The organism is Kytococcus schroeteri (assembly GCF_042433515.1).
Taxonomy (GTDB): Bacteria; Actinomycetota; Actinomycetes; order Actinomycetales; family Dermatophilaceae; genus Kytococcus; species Kytococcus schroeteri.
The window spans coordinates 37,898-58,165 of the sequence record NZ_JBHLVH010000004.1; the positions used below are offsets into that span (position 1 = coordinate 37,898).

The window sequence follows — 20,268 nt, forward strand, 5'->3', positions numbered from 1 at the left end:
TCGGGGTGTTCGTGACGACCCCGGGCGAGCCCTGGGGCCGATGGGCACCGTGCCCGGTCGGGCGGGCGCCTCACGGATCGTGACGAACGACGGCGCGCCACTCGCTGCTCCATGCGCTCTCGCACAGGGGCCTCGGGGTCGCGTTCCCTCCACCACCTCGTTGCTCACGAGGTCCGAAGAGACACGGTCGGCGCGCCGACGTTCCACTCTACATGTTCGGTGACCTCGGCTCAAGCCGAGGTGGACTCACCGCCCTGGGGTGCGACCGCACGTCGACGGGGAGCCCGACGGCGCACCGTGCTGGTCTCGGCCACGCCGGCACCACCGGCGACGCTGGTGGTGGCCGCCGGGGCGGCCGGCGCCTCGACGCTGGGGGCCCCGCTGGCCGTCCGCGCCACGCGGCGCGCGGTGGAACGACGCACCGTGGCCGCCGGGGCGGGCTCGGCGGCGTCCGCCACCGGCGCCCCCACGTAGGGCTCACCCTCGCCCTCGGGCTCGACGGGCACGGACGGACGACGGCCGATGCGACCGGTCACGACCGGCGCCGGCTCGGCCGGGGCCACGGCCTCGGGGGCGGAACCAGGCGACGCGGCAGCCTCGCTCTCGGGCTCGCTGACCTGCGCGGCGACCTGCTGCGGGGCGGGCACCGGCTGGGCGCTCTCCGCGGCGGGGCCCTCGGGTGCGGCCTGCGGCGTGGAGGCCATGTCCTCGGCACGGGCCACGGGCACACCACCCTCGGTCTCGCCCTTGAGCGCGGCTGCGTGGACGGCCCGCGCGATCTGGGCCACCGACGGCCCGGAGGGACGGCGCTGCGTGCTCTCCTGGGCGCGGGCCTCCCCACCCTGGGACGAGCCACCGCCCTGGCCGCGGCCGGAACGGCGTCCGCCGCCGCCCTTCGGGGCCACCGGGGCGTCCTTCACCACCAGACCGTGGCCGTCGCAGTGCTGGCACTCCTCGCCGTAGACCTCCACGAGGCCGCTGCCCACGCGCTTGCGGGTCATCTGCACCAGGCCCAGCGAGGTGACCTCGGCCACCTGGTGCTTCGTGCGGTCGCGGGCCAGGCACTCCACCAGGCGGCGCACCACGAGGTCGCGGTTGCTCTCGAGCACCATGTCGATGAAGTCCACGACGATGATGCCGCCGATGTCGCGCAGGCGGAGCTGCCGGACGATCTCCTCGGCCGCCTCGATGTTGTTCTTGGTGACGGTCTCCTCGAGGTTGCCGCCCGAGCCCACGAACTTTCCGGTGTTGACGTCGATGACGGTCATCGCCTCGGTGCGGTCGATGATCAGCGACCCGCCCGAGGGCAGCCAGACCTTGCGGTCCATCGCCTTGGCGATCTGCTCCTGCACCCGGAAGTGGTCGAACAGGTCCTCCTGCTCCTCCCACCGCTTCAACTTGCTCGACAGGTCGGGGGCGACGGCGTCGACGTACCCGTTCACCTCGTCCCAGGCCCGGTCGCCGGAGACCACGAGCGAGCCGAAGTCCTCGTTGAAGACGTCGCGGATCACGCGCGTGGTGAGGTCGGGCTCACCGTGCACCATCACCGGCGCCGAGCCCTTGGCCTCGGTGGCGGCGATGCGCTCCCACTGGGCGGTGAGGCGCTCGACGTCGGCGCGCAGCTCGGCCTCCGAGGCACCCTCGGCGGCCGTGCGCACGATGACGCCCGCCTCGGCCGGGACGACGTCCTTGAGGATCTTCTTCAGGCGCGCCCGCTCGGTGTCCGGCAGCTTGCGGCTGATGCCGGTGGTGGTGTTGCCCGGCACGTAGACCAGGTAGCGCCCCGGCAGGGAGACCTGCGCGGTGAGGCGGGCACCCTTGTGGCCGATGGGGTCCTTGGTCACCTGCACCAGCACGGCCTGGCCGGGCTGGAGGGCGGCCTCGATGCGCTTCTGCTCCCCCTTGGGCAGGCCGGCGGCCTCCCAGTTGACCTCACCGGCGTAGAGCACGCCGTTGCGGCCCTTGCCGATGTCGACGAACGCGGCCTCCATGGAGGGCAGCACGTTCTGCACCCGTCCGAGGTAGACGTTGCCCACCATCGTGGTCTGCTGCTTGCGGTCGATGTAGTGCTCCACCAGCACGCCGTCCTCGAGCACGCCCACCTGGGTGTAGTCGGCGGACTGGCGCACCAGCATCGTGCGCTCCACGCTCTCGCGGCGGGCGAGGAACTCGGCCTCGGTGAGCACGGTGCGCTTGCGGCCGGCCTCGCGGCCCTCGCGGCGGCGCTGCTTCTTGGCGGCCAGGCGGGTGGAACCCTGGACGCGGGTCACCTCGTCCCCGGCCTCGCCGGTGGCCTCGCTCTGCTGCTCGCCGCCCTCGCCACGGGACCGCCGGCGCCCACCGCGGGAGCGCTTGCGCGAGCGACGCGAGCGGCTGCTGCGCTCGTGGTCGGTGTCGTCCTCGCTCTGGTCGTCGGCACCGGCGGATCGCTGCTCGTCGGACTGCTCGGTTGCCTCGTCACCCTCGCGGGAGGCCTCGTCGGCCTGGCCCCGGCCACGACCACCCCGGCGGCGACGGGCCCGGCGGCCACCCCGCCCGCCCTCGGACTCGTCGTCAGCGGAGTCCTCACGGTCACGCTCCTCGGACGCCTCCGGGGCCTCGGACGCGTCGGCGTCCTGCGCCACGTCCTCGGCGGCCTCACCCCGGCGGCGACGGCGATACGGGCGACGGCGGCGCACACGGCCCTCGCCGCGCGCCTCGTCGTCCTGGTCCTCGTGGTCGCGCTCCTGGGAACGCTCCTGCTCCGGGGTCTCCTCCGAGGTGGCCTCCGCCCCCTCGTCGCCGCGCCCGCGGCCTCCGCGCTCACCCCGCGACCGACGACCGCGGCCCTCGCCACGCTGGCGGCGCCCGGTGGGCTGGTCGTCCTCGTCGGACCGGCGGCGCGGGCTGCGCTCGGCCCCACGGGGCTCCTCGACCTCGTCCTCGGATCGGGAACGAGCGGCGCGGAAGGCGTCGGGGTCGGGTGCCTGGAAGAGCAGCGCGAAGGAACCGGGCTGCTGGGTCTGGTCCGTCATGCGGAGACCTCCACCGCAGGAGGGTCGCCACCCGTGCCGGCGACGGATCCCTCCGGTCTGCCGGCGCGACCGTCCACGCGGTCGTTCGTGCCGCCGTGGGCGGCGAAAAGTCTGGGGTACGGCGTGGCTCGCGCGAGGCGCGTCACCCACCGCCGGCACGCTTCCGGTGGCCGCATCGACCAAGGAGTTCGCGCCGGGAACGTGCCCCCGGGGTGAGGGGGACGTACCGCCCACAAGTGTCGCACACCACGGGCGGGCCGGCCCGACCCCGCGGTCAGTCGTCCGAGCGCGTCGCGATGGCCATGGCGTTGAGCAGGCCGAGGGCGATCCACCCCGCGAACATCGAGGACCCGCCGTAGCTCACGAAGGGCAGCGGCACACCCGTCATCGGCAGCATGCCCATGGTCATGCCCACGTTCTCCGTGGTCTGCGCGGCGAACCAGCAGGCGATGCCCACGGCCACCAGGCGCGGGAAGACGTCCGTCGTGCGCTGCGCGATGGACAGGGCACGCAGCACCACGAACACCAGCAGCAGCAGCACGAGCAGGCCGCCCACCAGACCGAACTCCTCGGCCACCACGGCGAAGATGAAGTCCGACTCGTCCACCGGGAGGAAGCCGCCCTGGGCCTGCCGCCCCTGCAGGTAGCCCTGCCCGAAGAGCCCGCCGGAGCCGACCGCGATCTTGGACTGGATGACCTGGTAGCCGGTCCCGCTCGGGTCCTGCTCGGGGTGCAGGAAGGTGGTGAGGCGGTCCATCTGGTGCTTGGCCAGCAGCCCGCTCGTGATGGCCACGGTGGCCACGGTGACGGCCCCCACGAGCGCGGCCAGCACCCACCACCGGTTGGCCCCCGAGAGGGCCACCACCCCGAACCCCATGAGCCCGATGATGATGCCCGAGCCCAGATCGGGCTGCAGCATCACCAGGCCCAGGGTGAGGAACACCAGGGTCCAGGCCAGCACCACCTGCAGCGAGCCGGGCTCGGCCACCTTGGGGCGCAACCGGTCGCTGAGGATGGCGGCCAGCCCCAGGCAGAGCGCGATCTTCATGAACTCCGTGGGCTGGATGGTGAAGCCACCACCGATGACGATCCACGACTTGGCGCCGTAGATCTCCTTGCCGATGACGAGCACCAGGGCCAGGCCGGCCCAGCCCAGGAGCACCACCCACGGGGTGAGGCTCCGCAGCCGGTAGACGTCCAGGCGGGAGATCACGGCGAACAGGCCCAGGCCCAGGCCCAGGTTGATGAGGTGCTTGACCGCGGTGGCCGCACCGGTGTCCATGTGGGTGGTGCTGTAGATGGCCAGGGCGCCGAGCAGGCTCAGCGCCAGGGCCACGCCCACCAACGGCCAGTCCGTGCGCTGCAGCACCCGCTCGACGACCGGCTGCTCGCGGGGGAGGTCGCTCGGGCGCACCGCGCCGACGGGCGCCGCCCAGCGGTGGGGCACGGTGCTCGGCCTCGCCCCCTCGTCGGTCGGGAACGTCACGGCGCTGCGCGAGCGCGCGGGGCGGGTGCTCGGCGAGGTCTCGGGGAAGGCTCCGCTCACGAGAGCACCTCCCGCGCCTCCGCGACGTCGGCGGTCATCTGCTCCACGAGCGGCTCGATGCCACCGAAGCGCACCATGCCGCGCAGGCGCTGCACGAACTCCACGCCCACGGACCGGCCGTAGAGGTCCAGCCCCGTCCGGTCGATGACGTGGGCCTCCACCGTGCGGCGCTGACCGTCGAAGGTGGGGTTGCTGCCCACGGAGATCGCGGCGGGCAGTCGGCGCCCCGGGTCCTCGTCCGGCGCGTCGTCGAGCACCAGCCAGCCGGCGTAGACGCCGTCGGCGGGGACCATGCCCTCGGCGTCGGCCGAGAGGTTGGCGGTCGGGAAGCCCAGCTCGCGCCCCCGGTGGTCACCGTGCACCACGGTGCCGCGCACGGTGTGCGGTCGCCCGAGGTGCTCGGCGGCGAGGTCGACTCGGCCGTCGCGCAGGGCGGAACGGACCGCGGTGGAGGACCACCGGGTCACGCCGGACTCCCCGCGGTCCTCGAGCACCACCACCTCGAAGCCGAACTCCTCGCCCAGCTCGCGCAGGGTGTCGACGGTGCCGGCGTTCCCGCGGCCGAAGCGGGAGTCCCGCCCCACGACGATGCGCCGCATCCCGAAGTCGCGCACGTAGGTGCCCTCGACGAACTCGCGGGGCCCCTGCGCGGCGAGCTCGTGGGTGAACTCCTGCGCCACGACCACGTCCACCCCGGCCGACTCCAGGAGCTCCAGGCGCTGGGCCAGGCTGCACACGGCCTCCGGCGCGCGCTCGGGGTGGAGCACCTCCAGCGGGTGGGGGTGGAAGGTCAGCACCACGGAGGCGAGGTCGTGCTCCCGCGCCTCGGCGGTGAGGCGGTCCAGCACGGCCCGGTGCCCACGGTGGAGGCCGTCGAAGGTGCCGATGGTGACGGCGGTGCCGCGCCGGCGCACCTCGTGGGGGACCTGGTCGGGGTGGGTCAGTCTGAGCACGGCGGCGAGTCTACGACCCGGCCCCCGTCGCGGGCGGGAAGACGGTGGTCGGCTGCCACCGCTCCCCCGCGCGCGTGGCCACGGCCACGAGCTCGCCCGCCTCGTCCAGCAGCGCCGCCCTCCCCGCCTGGTCGACGGTGAGCGCACGGGAGGGGTCGCCCTCCCACGCGGGCTCGGCCGCGGGGGTGACCTGCATGCCGTTGCGCACGCGCGCCACGGCGGCATCGTCGAGGCGCCCGACCGGCAGCACCCGGCGGGCCACCTCCCCCATCGGCACCACGGGCAGGTGGGCCGGCAACCCGCCCCCCTCACGCACCTCCACGAGCTCCTGCAGCGGTGCCGCGAGGTCGAGGGTGAAGCCGCCCACCGCCTCGCGCCGCAGGGCCACCAGGTGCCCCTCGGAGCCCAGGGCACGGCCCAGGTCGCGCGCCAGGGCGCGGACGTAGGTCCCCGACGAGACCCTCACCCGGACGTCGAGATCGAGGGTCTCGGTGCCTGAGGCACCCGTCGAGGGTCGACGATCGAGCACCTCGAAGGAGTACACCGTCACCGGCCTCGGGGCGAGCTCGAACTCCTCCCCGTCACGCACCTTGGCGTGGGCGCGCTTGCCGTCCACCTTGAGGGCGCTCACGGCGCTGGGGACCTGCTGGACCTCCCCGGTGAGCGACGCGACGGCGTCCTGCAGCGCCGGACCACCGGCCAGCAGGACCTCGCGGTCGGGCACACCCGGCGTGGCGGTGAACTCGCCCTGGGCGTCCTCGGTGGTGGTGCCCTCCCCCAGCCGGATCGTGGCGGAGTAGGTCTTGTCGGCACCCACCAGGTGGGTCAGCAAGCGGGTGGCCCGCCCCACCCCCACGAGCAGGACGCCCGTCGCCATGGGGTCGAGGGTGCCGGCGTGCCCCACCTTGCGGGTGGCGCACAGCCAGCGGCAGCGCGAGACGACGTCGTGGGAGGTCGGTCCCTCGGGCTTGTCGAGCACGAGGAGGCCGTCCGGCGCCGGGTCCGGACGCGGGGTCCGGGGCGCGGGACGGCCCTGCGACGCCGACCTGCCGCTCACTGGTCCTCGTCGTCGGCCGGCTTCTTGTACGGGTCCTCGTCGCCGGCGTAGACGGCCCCGGCGTTCTCCCGCGCACGGCGCTCGTCGTCCTCCTTGGCGCGGCGCAGCACGTCCTCGAGGTGGGCGGCGTCCTCGGGCAGGGCGTCATGCACGAACTCCAGCGAGGGCGTCATGCGGATGCCCAGGCCCTTGCCGACCAGGGTGCGGAGCTTGCCGCGGTTGCGCTGCAGCAGCTCGTCGGTGAGCTCCCGCTGGCGGTCGTCGCCGAGCACGGTCCAGAACACAGTGGCGTGCTGCAGGTCAGGGGTCACGCGGGCGTCGGTGACCGTCATCATGCCCAGGTCCGGGTCCTTGACCACGGCGGCGACGTTCTCCGCGAGGATGTCGCGGATGCGCTCGGCGATCTTGCGGGCGCGTGCGGGGTCGGCCATGTCGGGCTCCTTCGTGCAGGGGGTCGTGCTGGCGGGGCACCAGCCTAGGTCAGGTCTCGTACGGCCGAGGGGCCGCACCCGGGTGGGTGCGGCCCCTCGGACCGGAGGTGCGGTGCGCGTCAGTCGCGCGGCTTCTCCCGCATCTCGTAGGTGGTGATGAGGTCACCCTCCTGGACGTCGTTCCACGAGCCCAGGTTGATACCGCACTCGAAGCCCTCGCGGACCTCGGTGACGTCGTCCTTGAAGCGCCGCAGACCGGTGAGCTCCAGGTCCTCGGTGATGACGACGCCGTCGCGCGTGATGCGCGCCTTGGCGCCGCGACGCACCTCGCCCGAGCGGACGATCGAACCGGCGATGTTGCCGAACTTCGAGGAGCGGAAGACCTCGCGGATCTCGGCCGAGCCGGTCTCCACCTCCTCGTACTCCGGCTTGAGCATGCCCTTGAGGGCGTTCTCGATGTCCTCGATCGCCTGGTAGATGACCGAGTAGTACCGGATCTCGACGCCCTCGCGCTCGGCATAGTCCGCGTTCTGGCCCTCGGCCCGCACGTTGAAGCCGAGGATGACCGCGTCGGACGCGACGGCGAGGTTGATGTTGTTCATCGTGATGGCGCCGACGCCGCGGTCGATGATCCGCAGGTCGACCTCGTCGCCCACGTCGAGCTGCAGCAGCGCGTCCTCCAGGGCCTCGACCGAACCCGACACGTCACCCTTGAGGATGAGGTTGAGGGTCTCGACCTTGCCCTTGGCGAGGGCCTCGTTGAGGTCCTCGAGGCTGATGCGCTTGCGGGCCTTGGCCAGCGAGGCCTGACGGTCCGCGGCCTCACGCTTCTCGGCGATCTGGCGGGCGGTGCGGTCGTCCGGGGCCACCACGAAGGTGTCACCGGCGCGGGCCACGGAGTCCATGCCCAGCACCTGCACCGGGCGGGAGGGCAGCGCCTCCTCCACCGGGTTGCCGTGCTCGTCGAGCATCGCGCGGACGCGGCCGTAGGCCGAGCCCGACACGATGGCGTCGCCGACGCGCAGCGTTCCGGAGGTCACCAGGACGGTGGCCACGGCACCGCGGCCACGGTCCAGGTTGGCCTCGATGGCCACACCACGGGCGTCCTTGTCCGGGTTGGCGCGCAGCTCCAGGGCGGCGTCCGCGGTGAGCAGGACCGCCTCGAGCAGGCCGTCGATGTTGTCGCCGTTCTTGGCCGACACGTCGACGAACATCACGTCACCGCCGTACTCCTCGGCGACCAGCTCGTACTCGGTGAGCTGCTGGCGCACCTTGGCCGGGTTGGCGCCCGCCACATCGACCTTGTTGACCGCTACCACGATCGGCACGTCGGCCGCCTTGGCGTGGTTGAGGGCCTCGATGGTCTGCGGCATGACGCCGTCGTCGGCCGCGACCACGAGGATCGCGATGTCGGTGACCTTGGCACCACGGGCACGCATGGCGGTGAACGCCTCGTGACCCGGGGTGTCGATGAAGGTCAGCGCACGCTCCTCGCCCTCGTGCTCGGTGTGCACCTGGTAGGCACCGATGTGCTGCGTGATGCCACCGGCCTCACCGCCGCCGACGTCGGCCTTGCGGATGGCGTCGAGCAGGCGGGTCTTTCCGTGGTCGACATGACCCATGACGGTCACGACCGGCGGACGCGGGGCCAGGTCCTCGTCGGTCTCGGCGGCCTCCTCGGCCTCGAGGTCGATGTTGAACGAGCTGAGCAGCTCGGCCTCCTCCTCCTCGGGGGAGACCACCTGGATGTCGTAGCCGAGCTCCGCGCCGAGCACACCGAAGGTGTCCTCGTCCAGGGACTGGGTGGCCGTGGCCATCTCGCCCAGGTGGAAGAGCACCGTCACCAGCGACGCCGGGTTGGCGTTGATCTTGTCGGCGAAGTCCGTGAGCGACGAGCCGCGGCGCACCTTGATGACGGTCGAGCCGTCACCGCGGGGAACCTGCACACCTCCGATGGAGGGTGCCTGCATCTGCTCGAACTCGGCGCGCTTGGCGCGCTTGGACTTGCGGGCCTTGCGCTTGCCGCCTCCGCGACCGAAGGCACCCTGGGTGCCACCACGGCCGCCGCGACCGCCACGCGGGCCACCACCGACGGGGCCGCCACCGGGACGACCGCCGGGACCGCCACGGCCCCGCTGCGGACGCTCACCGGGGCGCGGCACGGCGGCCTTGCCCGGCATCATGTTCGGGTTCGGGCGGGGGCCGCCACCGGGACGGGGCCCGGGGGTCGGTGCGCCGCCCTCGGCCGGACGGCGCTGGCCGGGAGCGGCCGGCGCACCCTGGCGACGGTCACCGCCCGGACGCGGCGCACCCGGCTTGCCGGCACCACGGGCGCTGCCCGGCTTGGGCATGCCCTGGCTGGTGGCGAAGGGGTTGTTGCCCGGACGCGGCGCACCCGGCTTGCCGGCACCACGGGCGCTGCCCGGCTTGGGCATGCCCTGGCTCGGCGCGAACGGGTTGTTGCCCGGACGGGCCGCCTTGGGGCCGGGAGTGGCCTTGGGGCCCGGCGTGGCGGCCGGAGCGGCCTTGCCCGCGGACTCCTGCTGGGCGGCGCGGCCCGGCTTCGGCCCGGGGGTCGCCTTGGGACCCGGGGTCGCCTTCGGCCCGGGGGTCGGCGCAGCGGGCTTCCCCGCGGACGGCTTGGGACCGGGCGTGGCCTTCGGGCCGGGCGTCGCGCCCTTGGGACCGGGGGTCGCCTTCGGACCCGGCTTGGGGCCGGACCCGGCGGCCGGCTTGGCGTCGGCCTTCTTCTGCTCGCCCGCAGGGGCGTCGGCCGGCTGCGCGCCGGCAGGGGGGTTGTCGCGCACCTTGCGCACGACCGGGGCTTCGACCGTCGACGACGCCGACTTGACGAACTCGCCCTGCTCCTTCAGGTGGGCCAGCAGCTCCTTGCTGGTGACTCCGAGCTCCTTCGCGAGCTCGTGGACCCTGAGCTTTGCCACATCTCTCCTGTCTGGCCCTCGCCAGGCAGGCGGGGCCTTTGTCAGTACTGGGTGCTCATCGCTGAGTACTCATCGGGTGCTCATCGCGTGTGTCCCGCTTCCATGTCCTGTTCCTCTCGTCTGCTCGCCCGAGGTCGTGAGCCCTTCTGCCCACGAGATGACCTCGCCGAGGTCGACGTCGCCCGGGAGCCGCAGGGCTCTCGGGATGGCGCGCCGCTGCACGGCACGCTCCACGCACGCAGGGTCGGGGTGGAGGTGTGCTCCACGCCCGGGCAACCTACGCATCGGGTCCGGCACCACACGCGTGCCGGACCGACCGGATGTCCGGGGCCCGTCCGGACCGCCGTCGTGCCCGGCAGCCACCCCGGTCGGTTCCGAGGGGGCAGGGATGGCGACGAGGCGCACGAACTCCGCCTGGGGGTCCCTGCCGCGGCACCCGACGCACGTTCGCACGGGGGTGTGGGGGGCAGGCGTACCCGCAGGACCACCCATTCTAACCCGCCGGACGTCAGCCCGCCGACGGCGGGGCTGCCGGGGCGTCCGCGTCCGCCGCCCCACCGACCGGCTGGTCCGGCTGGATGTCGATGCGCCAGCCGGTCAGGCGGGCCGCCAGACGGGCGTTCTGCCCCTCCTTGCCGATGGCCAGGGAGAGCTGGTGGGAGGGCACCGTGACCCGCGCCGAGCGGGTCTTGGCGTCCACCACCGTCACGGAGGTTACCTTGGCCGGGGAGAGCGCTGCGGCCACGAAGCGCTGCGGGTCCTCGTCGTAGTCGACGATGTCGATCTTCTCGCCCTGCAGCTCGTTCATCACCGCCCGCACGCGGCCCCCCATCGGGCCGATGCAGGCGCCCTTGGCGTTGACGCCGGACTGCGTCCCGCGCACGGCCACCTTGGACCGGTGCCCCGCCTCGCGGGCGATGGACTCGATCTTCACGGTGCCGTCGGCCACCTCGGGCACCTCGAGCGCGAAGAGCTTGCGCACGAGGTTGGGGTGGGTGCGGCTCAGGCCGATGACCGGGCCCTTCATACCGCGCTTGACGTGGATGACGTAGCAGCGGATGCGGTCGCCGTGGGCGTACTTCTCCAGCGGCACCTGCTCGGAGGTGCCCAGCAGGCCCTCGATGGTGCCGAGGTCGACGTGGATGGCGTGCGGGTCGTTGCTCTGCTGGATGACCCCGGCGACGATGTCGCCCTCCTTGCCCTTGAAGTCACCCAGGACGGCCTCGTCCTCGATGTCGCGCAGGCGCTGGCGGATCACCTGGCGCACGGTGAACGCCCCGATCCGGCCGAAGTCCTCGGGGGTGTCGTCGAACTCGGGACCGGCCTCGCCGCGCGTGCCGTCCTCGAGCACCGGCGCGTCCTCGCGGGCCCACACCACGACCTGCCCGGTCTTGCGGTCGAGCTCCACGCGCGCGTTGCGCCGGCCGCCGGCCTCGTGCTGGTAGGCCTGCAGGAGGCCGGCCTCCAGGGAGGGCACCAGCACGTCGAGCGGGATCTCGCGCTCTCGCTCCAGGTCGCGGAGCACTGCCATGTCGATCTTCATTGTCTTCTCCTCGCACGGCCCCGTGGGGGCTCGGACAGCTGTGGGCCCCGCGGTCGCGGGGCGGGTGGGTCACCGGCGGAACTCGACCTGGACCTGACCGGTGCCGGTCTCACCGGCAGCCAGGGTGCGCCCGTCCTCGAGCTCGACGCCCTCGGTGGTGACGCGCACGACGCGGGCGGTGAACGGCTCGGCGCCCTCCGCCCGGAACTCCACCAGCCGCCCCACGGCGCGGCGGAAGTGCTCCGGGGCGGTGAGCGGACGGTCGACGCCCGGGGAGCTGACCTCGAGCGTGTAGGGCTGCTCGCCGAAGGGGTCGTCGGCGTCGATGGCGGTGCTCACGGCCTCGGTGGCCTCGGCCACCTGGTCGAGGGTCACCGGCTCCAGCACGGAGGCCCCGTCGTCCTGCGCCGGGAGGGTGGGCTCCACCAGGACGCGCACCACCGAGCGCTTGCCGGCCGGCGTGATGACGACGTCGGGGACCTCGAGCCCCAGCGGGGCGACGGCCTGCCCGGCGATCTGCTGCACCTTCTCGGCGCGGTCTGCGAGTGCCACGTGTGCCTCCTGGTGCCGGTCGGACGGCTGTTCTCGAGTCGGATGCCCGGCGCGGTGCGCACCGAATTGTGGCCAGCATCCTAGTCGGGAACGATCCGGACGGGCGAGTCCACCGCAGCGGGCCCGCTGCCCGCGTGCCATCATCGGAGCGTGATGATGCGCCTCCCCCACCGCGACGACCGCACCGCCCCCTCGGACACCGCCACGCCGAGCGGCCCCTCGCGCCGTGCCTGGGCCCGGGCGGCCGTCGCCGGGCTGGTGCTGCCGGCCGGGCTCTCGGCCTGCGGGGTGCACCGCGAGAGCGAGGCGCACCCGGGACGCCAGGCGTCCGCCGACGAGACGGTGCTCCAGCTCGTGCAGAGCGGTGCCCGCTACGCGATGGCGACCTCCCGCGCGCACGGCGCCGTGCCCCACGCCCAGCGCCCGGCCACGTACATCTCCACGCGCTGGGTCACCGACGGCCTGGTGGAGCAGGTGCGCCACCTCAAGGAGAAGAACGGTGCGGTGGCGATCGACGAGAAGAAGGTGCTGCAGCCGGAGGTGAACCGCGACGTCGCGCGTGCCCTGCTGGCCTCCGCCGACGCGATCCTCCCCCGCCTGCACGAGGCCACGGACGACCTCCCCGTGGCCAGCGACATGGTGGCCTGGTGGATCGGCGCCGCCCACGTGGTGAACCCCGTGGGGCCGCTCGTGAGCCTGCCCAACGACTGCGCACCGGTGGCGGCGTCCGCCCTCGGCTCCCTGCACGAGGTCACGTGGGCGATGCAGGTGCTCACCACCCGCCTGGGCCCCGACGCCCGCAAGCCCGGCGTGCGCCGGCTGGGACAGTTGCAGGACGCGCGGCGGGTGGTGCAGAACCTCGCCGGCCGCGCCGGGCCCTCGCAGGAGATCGGGTACGCCCTGCCGCGAGAGGTCATGGACCGCAAGGAGCGCGGAGACCGGTTCCGGGCCGTGCTCGACCCGTGGGTGGCCGAGCTGCGCACGCAGGTGGCCGACCGCGGCGACGACCCGAAGGCGGTGCACCTGTACACGGCCCTGCTGGGGATCGCCACCGGCCTGCAGATGGACTGGAACGAGCACTCCACGCCGAGCGTGCCGCAGGACTGAGACGCACCACACCGACGACCGACGCACCACACCGACGCACCACGACCGACGACCGGGGGAACCATGCACCGTCCGACCACCCTGCCCACCCGTCTGCTGGCCGGACTCGTCCTGGGCGGACTGGTCCTGACGGGCTGCGGCAGCGACGAGCCCGGGACGCCCGAGGGCGACCCGAGCACCACCGGCTCCGCACCCTCGTCCGGCTCCACGTCCCCCGAGGAGGCCGCGGGCCCGGATGCGTCGCCGTCCTCCGGCGCCTCCCCCTCGGAGGGAGAGTCCGCCCCCTCGACGCCGTCCTCCCCCCAGGCGTCCGCCAGTCCGTCGCCCGACGGGGGCGACGCGCCCCGCGCGTTCACCGTGGTGACGACCGGCGACATGCTCACGCACTTCGTGCTCCAGGAACGAGCCGACGCCCTGCGGCCCGGGGACGGGTACGCCTTCGACGGCATGCTGGCCCGCGTGAAGCCGCTCGTGCAGTCGGCCGACCTGGCCGCCTGCGTGCAGGAGACCCCCCTCTCCCCGGACAACGAGGACCTCACCGACTCGCCCGGCACCTTCTCGTTCAACGCCCCGCACGAGCTGGCCGAGGCCATGGCCGATGCGGGGTACGACGCCTGCGACACCGCCACCAACCACACCTTCGACCGGGGGGTGCAGGGCATCCGTGACACCCGGCAGGTGCTGCGCGACAACGGCATCCAGCCGGTGGGCCCGGTGCCCCCGGGCGACGGTGGCCCGCGGCAGCCGGTGCTGCTCGACGCCGGTGGTGCCACCGTGGCGCTCCTGAGCTACGGGTACAACACGCTCAACGCCTACGGCACCACGCACAACCGCGAGATGCCGTGGATGGACCCGCACCTGTACCGCGGCCGGGGTGCCGAGGGCATCACCGCCGACGCGAGGGCGGCCCGGGAGGCCGGCGCCGACGTGGTGATGGTGCAGATGCACTGGGGCACCGAGTACCAGCAGCAGCCCAACGCCGAGCAGCGTGAGCTCGCCCGGGCCGTCCTGCGCGGCGGTGCGGTCGACGCCATCGCCGGGTCGCACGCCCACGTGGTGCAGCCGTGCGAGACGGTCGACGGGCGCACGGTGGCCTACGGGATGGGCAACTTCCTCTCCGAGCAGGGCCCGAACCGCTACCCCGCCAAGCCGATCACCACCCAGGACGGCGTGCTGCTGCGCTGGACCTTCACCCCCACCACCCGCGACGGCGAGACCACCTGGGAGCAGGAGCTGGAGTACCAGCCCACGTTCGTGACCCGCCCCGACTTCGTGGTGCAGCCGACCTCGCCGCAGGAGAACCCCGCGTCCTTCGAGCGCACGCGGCAGGCCATGAACGCCCTCGGTCCCGGCACCTGCGCCGCGACCCCGCTGAAGTGAATCCCACCCCGTCGACGACAGGACGCACCATGCGCAGCACCACCACCCACCGAACCCTGGCCCTGGCCGCCCTGGCCGGCGTGGCCCTCTCGGCCTGCTCCGGCGGCGCCGACGACCCGGCCACCACCGGGTCCACGACGACCCCCAGCAGCCAGGCCAGCGGAGCGCCCTCGGGCGGCGGGCCGGCGGACGCCTCCGCACCGGACGCCTCGGCCGGTGAGTCCGCAGAGCCCTCCCCGGGCGCCTCCTCCTCCAGCTCCACCGGGGATGCGTCCGGCGCCCCGAGCGGCTCCCCCGCCGAGGCCGCCCCCAAGGGCACCTCCTTCACCGTGGTGGCCACCGGCGACGTGCTCGTGCACTCCGACGTCATCAAGCAGGCCAAGGCCAATGCGGGCGGGAAGGGCTACGACTTCGCGCCGATGTTCGCCCAGGTGAAGCCCTGGCTGGCCGGCGGTGACGTGGCGATCTGCAACCAGGAGACGCCCCTGTCCCCCGACAACACGAACCTCACGCAGAGCATGAAGATCGCGGTCTTCAACACCCCGCACGAGCAGGCCGACGCCCTGGCCGGCGCCGGCATCGACGCGTGCAGCACCTCCAACAACCACACGCTCGACCAGGGCGTCGACGGCATCCGGGCCACCCGGAAGATCATGGAGGACGCCGGCGTCACGCCCATCGGCCCGGCGGCCGACGCGACGGGGGGCCAGCAGGGCGACGGCTCGGACAACCCGGTGCTCGTGAAGGCCGGGGACCGCACCGTGGGCGTGGTGACCTACTCCTACAACGTGGCCAACGCCGGCCTCTCCCCCTCGCTGCCCAGCCACCCGTGGATGGAGAAGCACATGTGGATGGCGCAGGGGAAGAAGGGCATCGAGGCCCAGGCCCGGAAGGCCCGCGAGCAGGGCGCCGACGTGGTGGTGGCCGTCATGCACTGGGGCGCGGAGTACTCCATCCCGCCGCGTCCCGAGCAGGAGGACATGGCCCACCAGCTGCTCGAGGGCGACCAGGTGGACGCCATCGTGGGGCACCACGCCCACCTGCCGCAGCCGTGCGCCACCATCAACGACAAGACCGTCTTCTACGGGCTGGGCAACTTCCTCTCGGCCCAGCGCAAGAAGCCGACCAACAGCTTCCCGCCCCAGGTGCAGGACGGCATGATCGCCGGCATCACCTTCACCGCCGACGGGAAGGGTGGCTGGGACCAGAAGGCCAGCTACCAGCCGACGCTCACCACGCAGCCCGCCTTCGAGGTGGCTCCGGTGAGCGAGACCCAGCACCCCGAGTCCTTCGCCCGCACGAAGGCCACCATCGAGCGGCTCGGCGCGGCGTCCTGCCACGCCGAGATCATGCAGCCGCAGGGCTGAGGCGGTCCAGGCCACCCACCTCCGGCCCCTCGTGGCTCAGAGGTGGGTGGCCGTCAGGTCCCAGCCCAGGCGCACGAGGAAGGCGCCGACCACCACGATGAAGACCGTCCGCACGAACGTCCCGCCGCGCGCCACGGCCGTGCGGGTGCCCAGGTAGCCGCCGACCACGTTGCCGGCGGCCATCACCAGGCCCACCTGCCAGACGACCGCCCCCATCGGGACGAAGACGGCCAGGGCTGCGAGGTTGGTGGCGAGGTTGGCGATCTTGGCCTTGGCGCTGGCGGCCAGGAAGTCGTAGCCCATGAGGCCCACGAGGGCGAAGACGAGGAAGCTGCCGGTGCCCGGCCCGAGCGCACCGTCGTAGAAGCCGATGGTGGCGCCGGCCAGCCCGGCCACGACCAGGTGGCGGTGGCCGTCGAAGCGCAGGCGCGCCTGCTGCCCGAGGTCCTTGCGGGCCAGCGTGTAGCCGCCCACGAGGAGCAGGGCGGCCATGATGACGGGCGTGAACGCCTCCTTGGGCAGGTGGGAGGCCACCTTGGCACCACCCATCGAGCCCACGAAGGCGAGCAGCGCCAGGGGGACGGCCGTGCGCAGGTCGGGCCGCACCCGGCGGTAGTAGGTCACCGCGCTGACGGAGGTGCCGGCGATGCTGGCCACCTTGTTGGTGGCCAGCACCTGCACCGGCGCGGCCTGTGGGAGGCCCAGCAGCAGGGCCGGCAGCTGCACCAGTCCCCCGCCGCCCACGACGGCGTCGATCCAGCCCGCGAGCAGGCCGGCGCCGAACATCAGCGCCAGCAGCCCGAGGGTGACCTCCAGCTCAGGCACGCGGTGCGCGCGCCGCCATCAGGAGCGGACCTCGGCGACGACGGCCTCCACGGCGTCGTCGACCGGCACCGCGCGGGCGGTGCCCGACGCGCGGTCCTTGAGCTCCACCTCGCCGTCGGCCAGGCCCTTGCCCACCACGAGAATGGTCGGCACGCCGATGAGCTCGGCGTCCTTGAACTTCACGCCCGGGGAGACCTTGGGGCGGTCGTCCAGCAGGACGCTGACGCCCTGGGCCTCCAGGGCGGCGGTGAGCTCCTCGGCCTTCTCCAGCACCGCGGCGTCCTTGCCGGTGGCCACCACGTGCACGTCCACCGGGCTCAGCGCGCGCGGCCACACCAGGCCGATCTCGTCGTGGTGGGTCTCGGCCACCACGCCCACGGCGCGCGTCACGCCGATGCCGTAGGAGCCCATCTGCACCGTGACGAGCTTGCCGTTCTCGTCGAGCACCTTGAGGCCCAGCGCCTCGGCGTACTTGGTGCCGAGCTGGAAGATGTGGCCCATCTCCACGCCGCGGGCGAGCGTGAGCGTGCCCTCACCGGTGGGGCTGGGGTCGCCCTCGCGGATGGTGGCGGCGTGGATGGTGCCGTCGGCCGTGAAGTCGCGGCCGTGGACGAGGTCGAAGACGTGCTTGCCGTGCTCGTCGGCACCGGTCACCCAGGCCGAGCCGGGGGTCACCAGCGGGTCGAGCAGGTAGCGGATGCCGGTGGCCCTCTCCTCGCCGAGCACACCGGGGCCGATGTAGCCCTTGGCCAGGGCGGGGTACTGCTCGAAGTCGGCGGCCTCGAAGGGCTCCACCTCGGCCGGGGACACCTGGGCCTCCAAGCGCTTGGCGTCCACCTCGCGGTCACCGGGCAGGCCGATCGCCAGCGGCTCGCGGGTGCCGTCGGGGTGCACGAGCATGACCACGACGTTCTTGAGCGTGTCGGCAGCCGTCCACGCGCGGCCGTCGGTGCGCGGGTGGGAGGCGTTGGCCGCGTCCACGAGCGTCTCGATGGTGGGCGTGTCCGGGGTGGGCTCCACGTGGGCGGCCGGCAGGTGGCCCCACAGCTCGGTGCGGGCGGCCTCGTCGCTGGGCACCGGCACGACCGGCATGCGCACGGCCTCGACGTTGGCGGCGTAACCGGAGGCGTCGCGGACGAAGGTGTCCTCACCGGAGTCCATGACCGCGAGGAACTCCTCGCTGGCCGAGCCACCCATCGCGCCGGAGTCGGCGTGCACGGCCACGTAGTCGAAGCCGAGGCGGTCGAAGACCCGCACGTAGGCCCCGCGGTGCTTCTCGTAGGAGCGCTGCAGCCCGGCCTCGTCGACGTCGAAGGAGTAGGCGTCCTTCATGACGAACTCGCGGCCGCGCAGCACGCCGGCGCGCGGACGGGCCTCGTCGCGGTACTTGGGCAGCATCTGGAAGAGGCTGACCGGCAGGTCCTTGTAGGAGGTGTAGAGGTCCTTCACCGCGAGGGTGAACATCTCCTCGTGGGTGGGGCCCAGCAGCATGTCCGCGCCCTTGCGGTCGGTGAGGCGGAACAGGTTGTCGCCGTACTCCTCCCACCGGTTGGTGGCCTCGTAGGGCTCCCGCGGCAGCAGCGAGGGGAAGGCGAGCTCCTGGTCGCCGATGGCCTCCATCTCCTCGCGGACGATGCCCTTGACCTTCTCCAACACCTTGAGGCCCAGCGGCAGCCAGGTGTAGACGCCCGGGGCGGCTCGGCGCACGTAGCCGGCGCGCACGAGCAGGCGGTGGCCCGGCAGCTCGGCATCGGCCGGGTCCTCGCGCAGGGTCCGCAGGAAAAGGGTGGACATGCGCAGTGCCATCGGCTCAGCCTCTCGTGGGTGGTACGGGTCGCCCGGCCGGGCGCCGGGTGGGCACGAGGTTACCTGCCGCCGGAGTCAGAGGATCACGGTGGCGAAGGTCCCCACCCGGCGCATGCCGATGCGCTCGTAGACCCTGCGGGCTCCGACGTTGTAGTCGTTGACGTAGAGGTGCACCGTGCCCACCGGCTCCGGCGGCGCACCGGGGGTCGTACCGGGCAGACCGTGGGTGAGCAGGTGCTCCACCACACCCGCCATCGCCCCGGTGGCCAGGCCACGTCCCCGCAGGTCCGGGTGCGTCCAGACACCCTGCACCTGGGCCACCCCGAGGGCCACCGACCCGACATCGGCCTTGAACACCACCCGGCCGTCCTCGATCACGACGAAGGAACGCCCCTGCGCCACGAGCTGGACGAACCCGGCCCGGTACCGCGCGGGAGATCCCTGGTAGGGCGCGTAGCCGATCTCCTCGGTGAACATCGCCGCACCGGCCGGGTAGAGCAGGTCCACCTCGTGGGGACGGGCCGGGCGCACCCGGGGGTCGGCCTGCACGCCCAGCGAGGAGGGGCGGGTGGAGGTCACCATCGACCACTGGTCCATGCGCTCGTCGCGCGCCGGCCCCCACAGCGGACGCAGGCGGTCCCAGAGCAGACCCACCTCGGTGGCCGTGCCGAACACCGAGCTGGAGAGCGCCCGGCGGGACTCCACGTGCTCGGCGAGCGGCCCCACGGACTCCTCGTCCACCCCCACCGGCACGACGTTGGCGCCGCACAGCACCATCGCGCGCAGGCGGCCGCCCACCAGCCAGCCCAGCACGTGGCCCCGGACCTGCAGCACGCCCTCGCGGACGCGCGAGGCGACAAAGACCGTGGCGGCCGGGTCCGCGGCGCACAGGTCCATGACCTGCGGGGCGTGCTGCGGCCCCAGCACCGCCACGTGGGCGGACGGGCGCCGCACGGAGCGGCGCGGGGTCCAGGCGTCAGGCCAGATCGCCACTGACCCGGACGATCCGTCCCTGCTCGTCGAGCTCGACCTCCACCCGGCCCTCGCCGTCGTCGAAGCGCACGCGGGAGCCGTCGGCCGACCAGGTGGCGGGCCACGGGCCGTCGAGGCCCAGGTGGTACAGCGCGCGACGGTGGTCGGTCAGCACGCCGGACTCCAGCACCTCACCCAGGACACCGGGCAGCACGGCCAGCGCGGGGGCGGGCATCTGCAGGCCCGAGACGAGCACGACCACCCAGGTGCCGTTGCCCGCGTCGGACACGTAGTAGGGGTGGGTGCCGGTGACCTTGGCGGCCACCATGCCGGCCTCGTGGGCGGCGGCGACCACGGCGGCCTCGAGCTCACGGCCCTCGGTGTCCAGCGGCACCTCGGCCTCGGACAGGTCCGTCACGCCGTGCGCCTCGCCGAACTCCCGCACCCGGTGGGACAGGGCGGCCACCTCGGTCTCGGCGAACATCTCGTTGGCCCAGGCCCAGAGCAGCGACTTGGGGCCGGGCGCCACCGAGGCGATGAGGTGCACGTCGCCGGTGACGTCGGCGGTCTCGGAGGCCCACTGGATGCGGCCACCCTCCAGGTCGGCGCCCATCTGCGCGTCGGGGCCGACCTCCTGGTCCAGGAACTCGTCGAAGTGGCGCTGGATGATGCGCGACCACAGGACGGCATCGTTGACGATGGTGGCCTTGTCGAGGGCGGCTGCGTGCGTCTGCTCCATGGGGGACAGCCTAGGCGCTGCCCTGCCGGTGCGG

At 73.3% G+C, this 20,268-nt stretch carries 16 protein-coding genes; 3 read left to right on the forward strand and 13 right to left on the reverse strand.

Features of this window, described 5'->3' with window-relative positions:
* Positions 1-230: 230 nt before the first annotated feature.
* The 9 genes from ACFFHC_RS01940 to rimP form a co-directional block, all read right to left on the reverse strand.
* Positions 231-3,014 carry an Rne/Rng family ribonuclease gene (locus ACFFHC_RS01940; protein WP_379802618.1) on the reverse strand — a complete coding sequence of 928 codons (2,784 nt, stop codon included), beginning with the start codon at positions 3,012-3,014 and terminating at the stop codon, positions 231-233.
* 274 nt (positions 3,015-3,288) lie between these two features.
* A complete protein-coding gene (gene rodA, locus ACFFHC_RS01945) occupies positions 3,289-4,560 on the reverse strand; it encodes a rod shape-determining protein RodA (protein WP_083323531.1) in 1,272 nt (423 codons plus the stop codon).
* A complete protein-coding gene (locus ACFFHC_RS01950) occupies positions 4,557-5,513 on the reverse strand; it encodes a bifunctional riboflavin kinase/FAD synthetase (RefSeq protein ID WP_101849477.1) in 957 nt (318 codons plus the stop codon). The genes rodA and ACFFHC_RS01950 overlap by 4 nt, the downstream gene beginning before the upstream one ends.
* 10 nt (positions 5,514-5,523) lie before the next feature.
* Positions 5,524-6,570: a tRNA pseudouridine(55) synthase TruB gene (gene truB / locus ACFFHC_RS01955; protein WP_083323532.1), complete on the reverse strand. Its 1,047-nt coding sequence runs from the start codon at positions 6,568-6,570 to the stop codon at positions 5,524-5,526.
* Positions 6,567-7,001, reverse strand: coding sequence for a 30S ribosome-binding factor RbfA (gene rbfA / locus ACFFHC_RS01960; protein ID WP_070705091.1), 435 nt, complete (start codon positions 6,999-7,001; stop codon positions 6,567-6,569). The genes truB and rbfA overlap by 4 nt, the downstream gene beginning before the upstream one ends.
* 119 nt (positions 7,002-7,120) lie before the next feature.
* Positions 7,121-9,943 (reverse strand): translation initiation factor IF-2, encoded by a 2,823-nt coding sequence (gene infB / locus ACFFHC_RS01965; protein ID WP_101849478.1) that lies wholly within the window; start codon positions 9,941-9,943, stop codon positions 7,121-7,123.
* Positions 9,944-10,012: 69 nt separating this feature from the next.
* A complete protein-coding gene (locus ACFFHC_RS01970) occupies positions 10,013-10,435 on the reverse strand; it encodes a YlxR family protein (RefSeq protein ID WP_379802625.1) in 423 nt (140 codons plus the stop codon).
* A gap of 16 nt (positions 10,436-10,451) precedes the next feature.
* Positions 10,452-11,486: a transcription termination factor NusA gene (nusA, locus tag ACFFHC_RS01975; RefSeq protein WP_070705095.1), complete on the reverse strand. Its 1,035-nt coding sequence runs from the start codon at positions 11,484-11,486 to the stop codon at positions 10,452-10,454.
* A 69-nt stretch (positions 11,487-11,555) separates the two neighbouring features.
* Complete coding sequence (rimP, locus tag ACFFHC_RS01980) at positions 11,556-12,038, reverse strand: ribosome maturation factor RimP (RefSeq protein WP_070705096.1); 483 nt, start codon at positions 12,036-12,038, stop codon at positions 11,556-11,558.
* Between the two features lie 150 nt (positions 12,039-12,188).
* Between rimP and ACFFHC_RS01985 the strand changes: the two genes are divergently transcribed.
* From ACFFHC_RS01985 to ACFFHC_RS01995, 3 genes are all read left to right on the forward strand, one after another.
* Positions 12,189-13,145, forward strand: coding sequence for a hypothetical protein (locus tag ACFFHC_RS01985; protein WP_141494133.1), 957 nt, complete (start codon positions 12,189-12,191; stop codon positions 13,143-13,145).
* A gap of 63 nt (positions 13,146-13,208) precedes the next feature.
* Positions 13,209-14,525 (forward strand): CapA family protein, encoded by a 1,317-nt coding sequence (locus tag ACFFHC_RS01990; RefSeq protein ID WP_101849480.1) that lies wholly within the window; start codon positions 13,209-13,211, stop codon positions 14,523-14,525.
* A gap of 29 nt (positions 14,526-14,554) precedes the next feature.
* Positions 14,555-15,892, forward strand: coding sequence for a CapA family protein (locus ACFFHC_RS01995; RefSeq protein ID WP_141494132.1), 1,338 nt, complete (start codon positions 14,555-14,557; stop codon positions 15,890-15,892).
* Between the two features lie 36 nt (positions 15,893-15,928).
* On the opposite strand, the gene ACFFHC_RS02000 is transcribed toward ACFFHC_RS01995, so the two are convergent.
* The 4 genes from ACFFHC_RS02000 to ACFFHC_RS02015 all read right to left on the reverse strand — a co-directional run bounded on the left by ACFFHC_RS02000 (position 15,929) and on the right by ACFFHC_RS02015 (position 20,234).
* A complete protein-coding gene (locus tag ACFFHC_RS02000; RefSeq protein WP_070703428.1) occupies positions 15,929-16,717 on the reverse strand; it encodes a sulfite exporter TauE/SafE family protein in 789 nt (262 codons plus the stop codon).
* Positions 16,718-16,735: 18 nt separating this feature from the next.
* Positions 16,736-18,523 (reverse strand): proline--tRNA ligase, encoded by a 1,788-nt coding sequence (locus ACFFHC_RS02005; protein WP_101849482.1) that lies wholly within the window; start codon positions 18,521-18,523, stop codon positions 16,736-16,738.
* A 75-nt stretch (positions 18,524-18,598) separates the two neighbouring features.
* Complete coding sequence (locus tag ACFFHC_RS02010) at positions 18,599-19,516, reverse strand: GNAT family N-acetyltransferase (RefSeq protein ID WP_237769692.1); 918 nt, start codon at positions 19,514-19,516, stop codon at positions 18,599-18,601.
* Complete coding sequence (locus tag ACFFHC_RS02015) at positions 19,500-20,234, reverse strand: DUF6882 domain-containing protein (protein ID WP_070703430.1); 735 nt, start codon at positions 20,232-20,234, stop codon at positions 19,500-19,502. The genes ACFFHC_RS02010 and ACFFHC_RS02015 overlap by 17 nt, the downstream gene beginning before the upstream one ends.
* Positions 20,235-20,268: the final 34 nt, after the last annotated feature.

Coding starts and splice junctions, on each gene's coding strand:
- nusA (WP_070705095.1), bottom strand. CDS start 11,486: ATGAAGATCGACATGGCAGTGCTCCGCGACCTGGAGCGAGAGCGCGAG.
- ACFFHC_RS02005 (WP_101849482.1), bottom strand. CDS start 18,523: ATGGCACTGCGCATGTCCACCCTTTTCCTGCGGACCCTGCGCGAGGAC.
- ACFFHC_RS01990 (WP_101849480.1), top strand. CDS start 13,209: ATGCACCGTCCGACCACCCTGCCCACCCGTCTGCTGGCCGGACTCGTC.
- ACFFHC_RS01970 (WP_379802625.1), bottom strand. CDS start 10,435: ATGGGTGGTCCTGCGGGTACGCCTGCCCCCCACACCCCCGTGCGAACG.
- rbfA (WP_070705091.1), bottom strand. CDS start 7,001: ATGGCCGACCCCGCACGCGCCCGCAAGATCGCCGAGCGCATCCGCGAC.
- ACFFHC_RS01995 (WP_141494132.1), top strand. CDS start 14,555: ATGCGCAGCACCACCACCCACCGAACCCTGGCCCTGGCCGCCCTGGCC.
- ACFFHC_RS01940 (WP_379802618.1), bottom strand. CDS start 3,014: ATGACGGACCAGACCCAGCAGCCCGGTTCCTTCGCGCTGCTCTTCCAG.
- ACFFHC_RS02015 (WP_070703430.1), bottom strand. CDS start 20,234: ATGGAGCAGACGCACGCAGCCGCCCTCGACAAGGCCACCATCGTCAAC.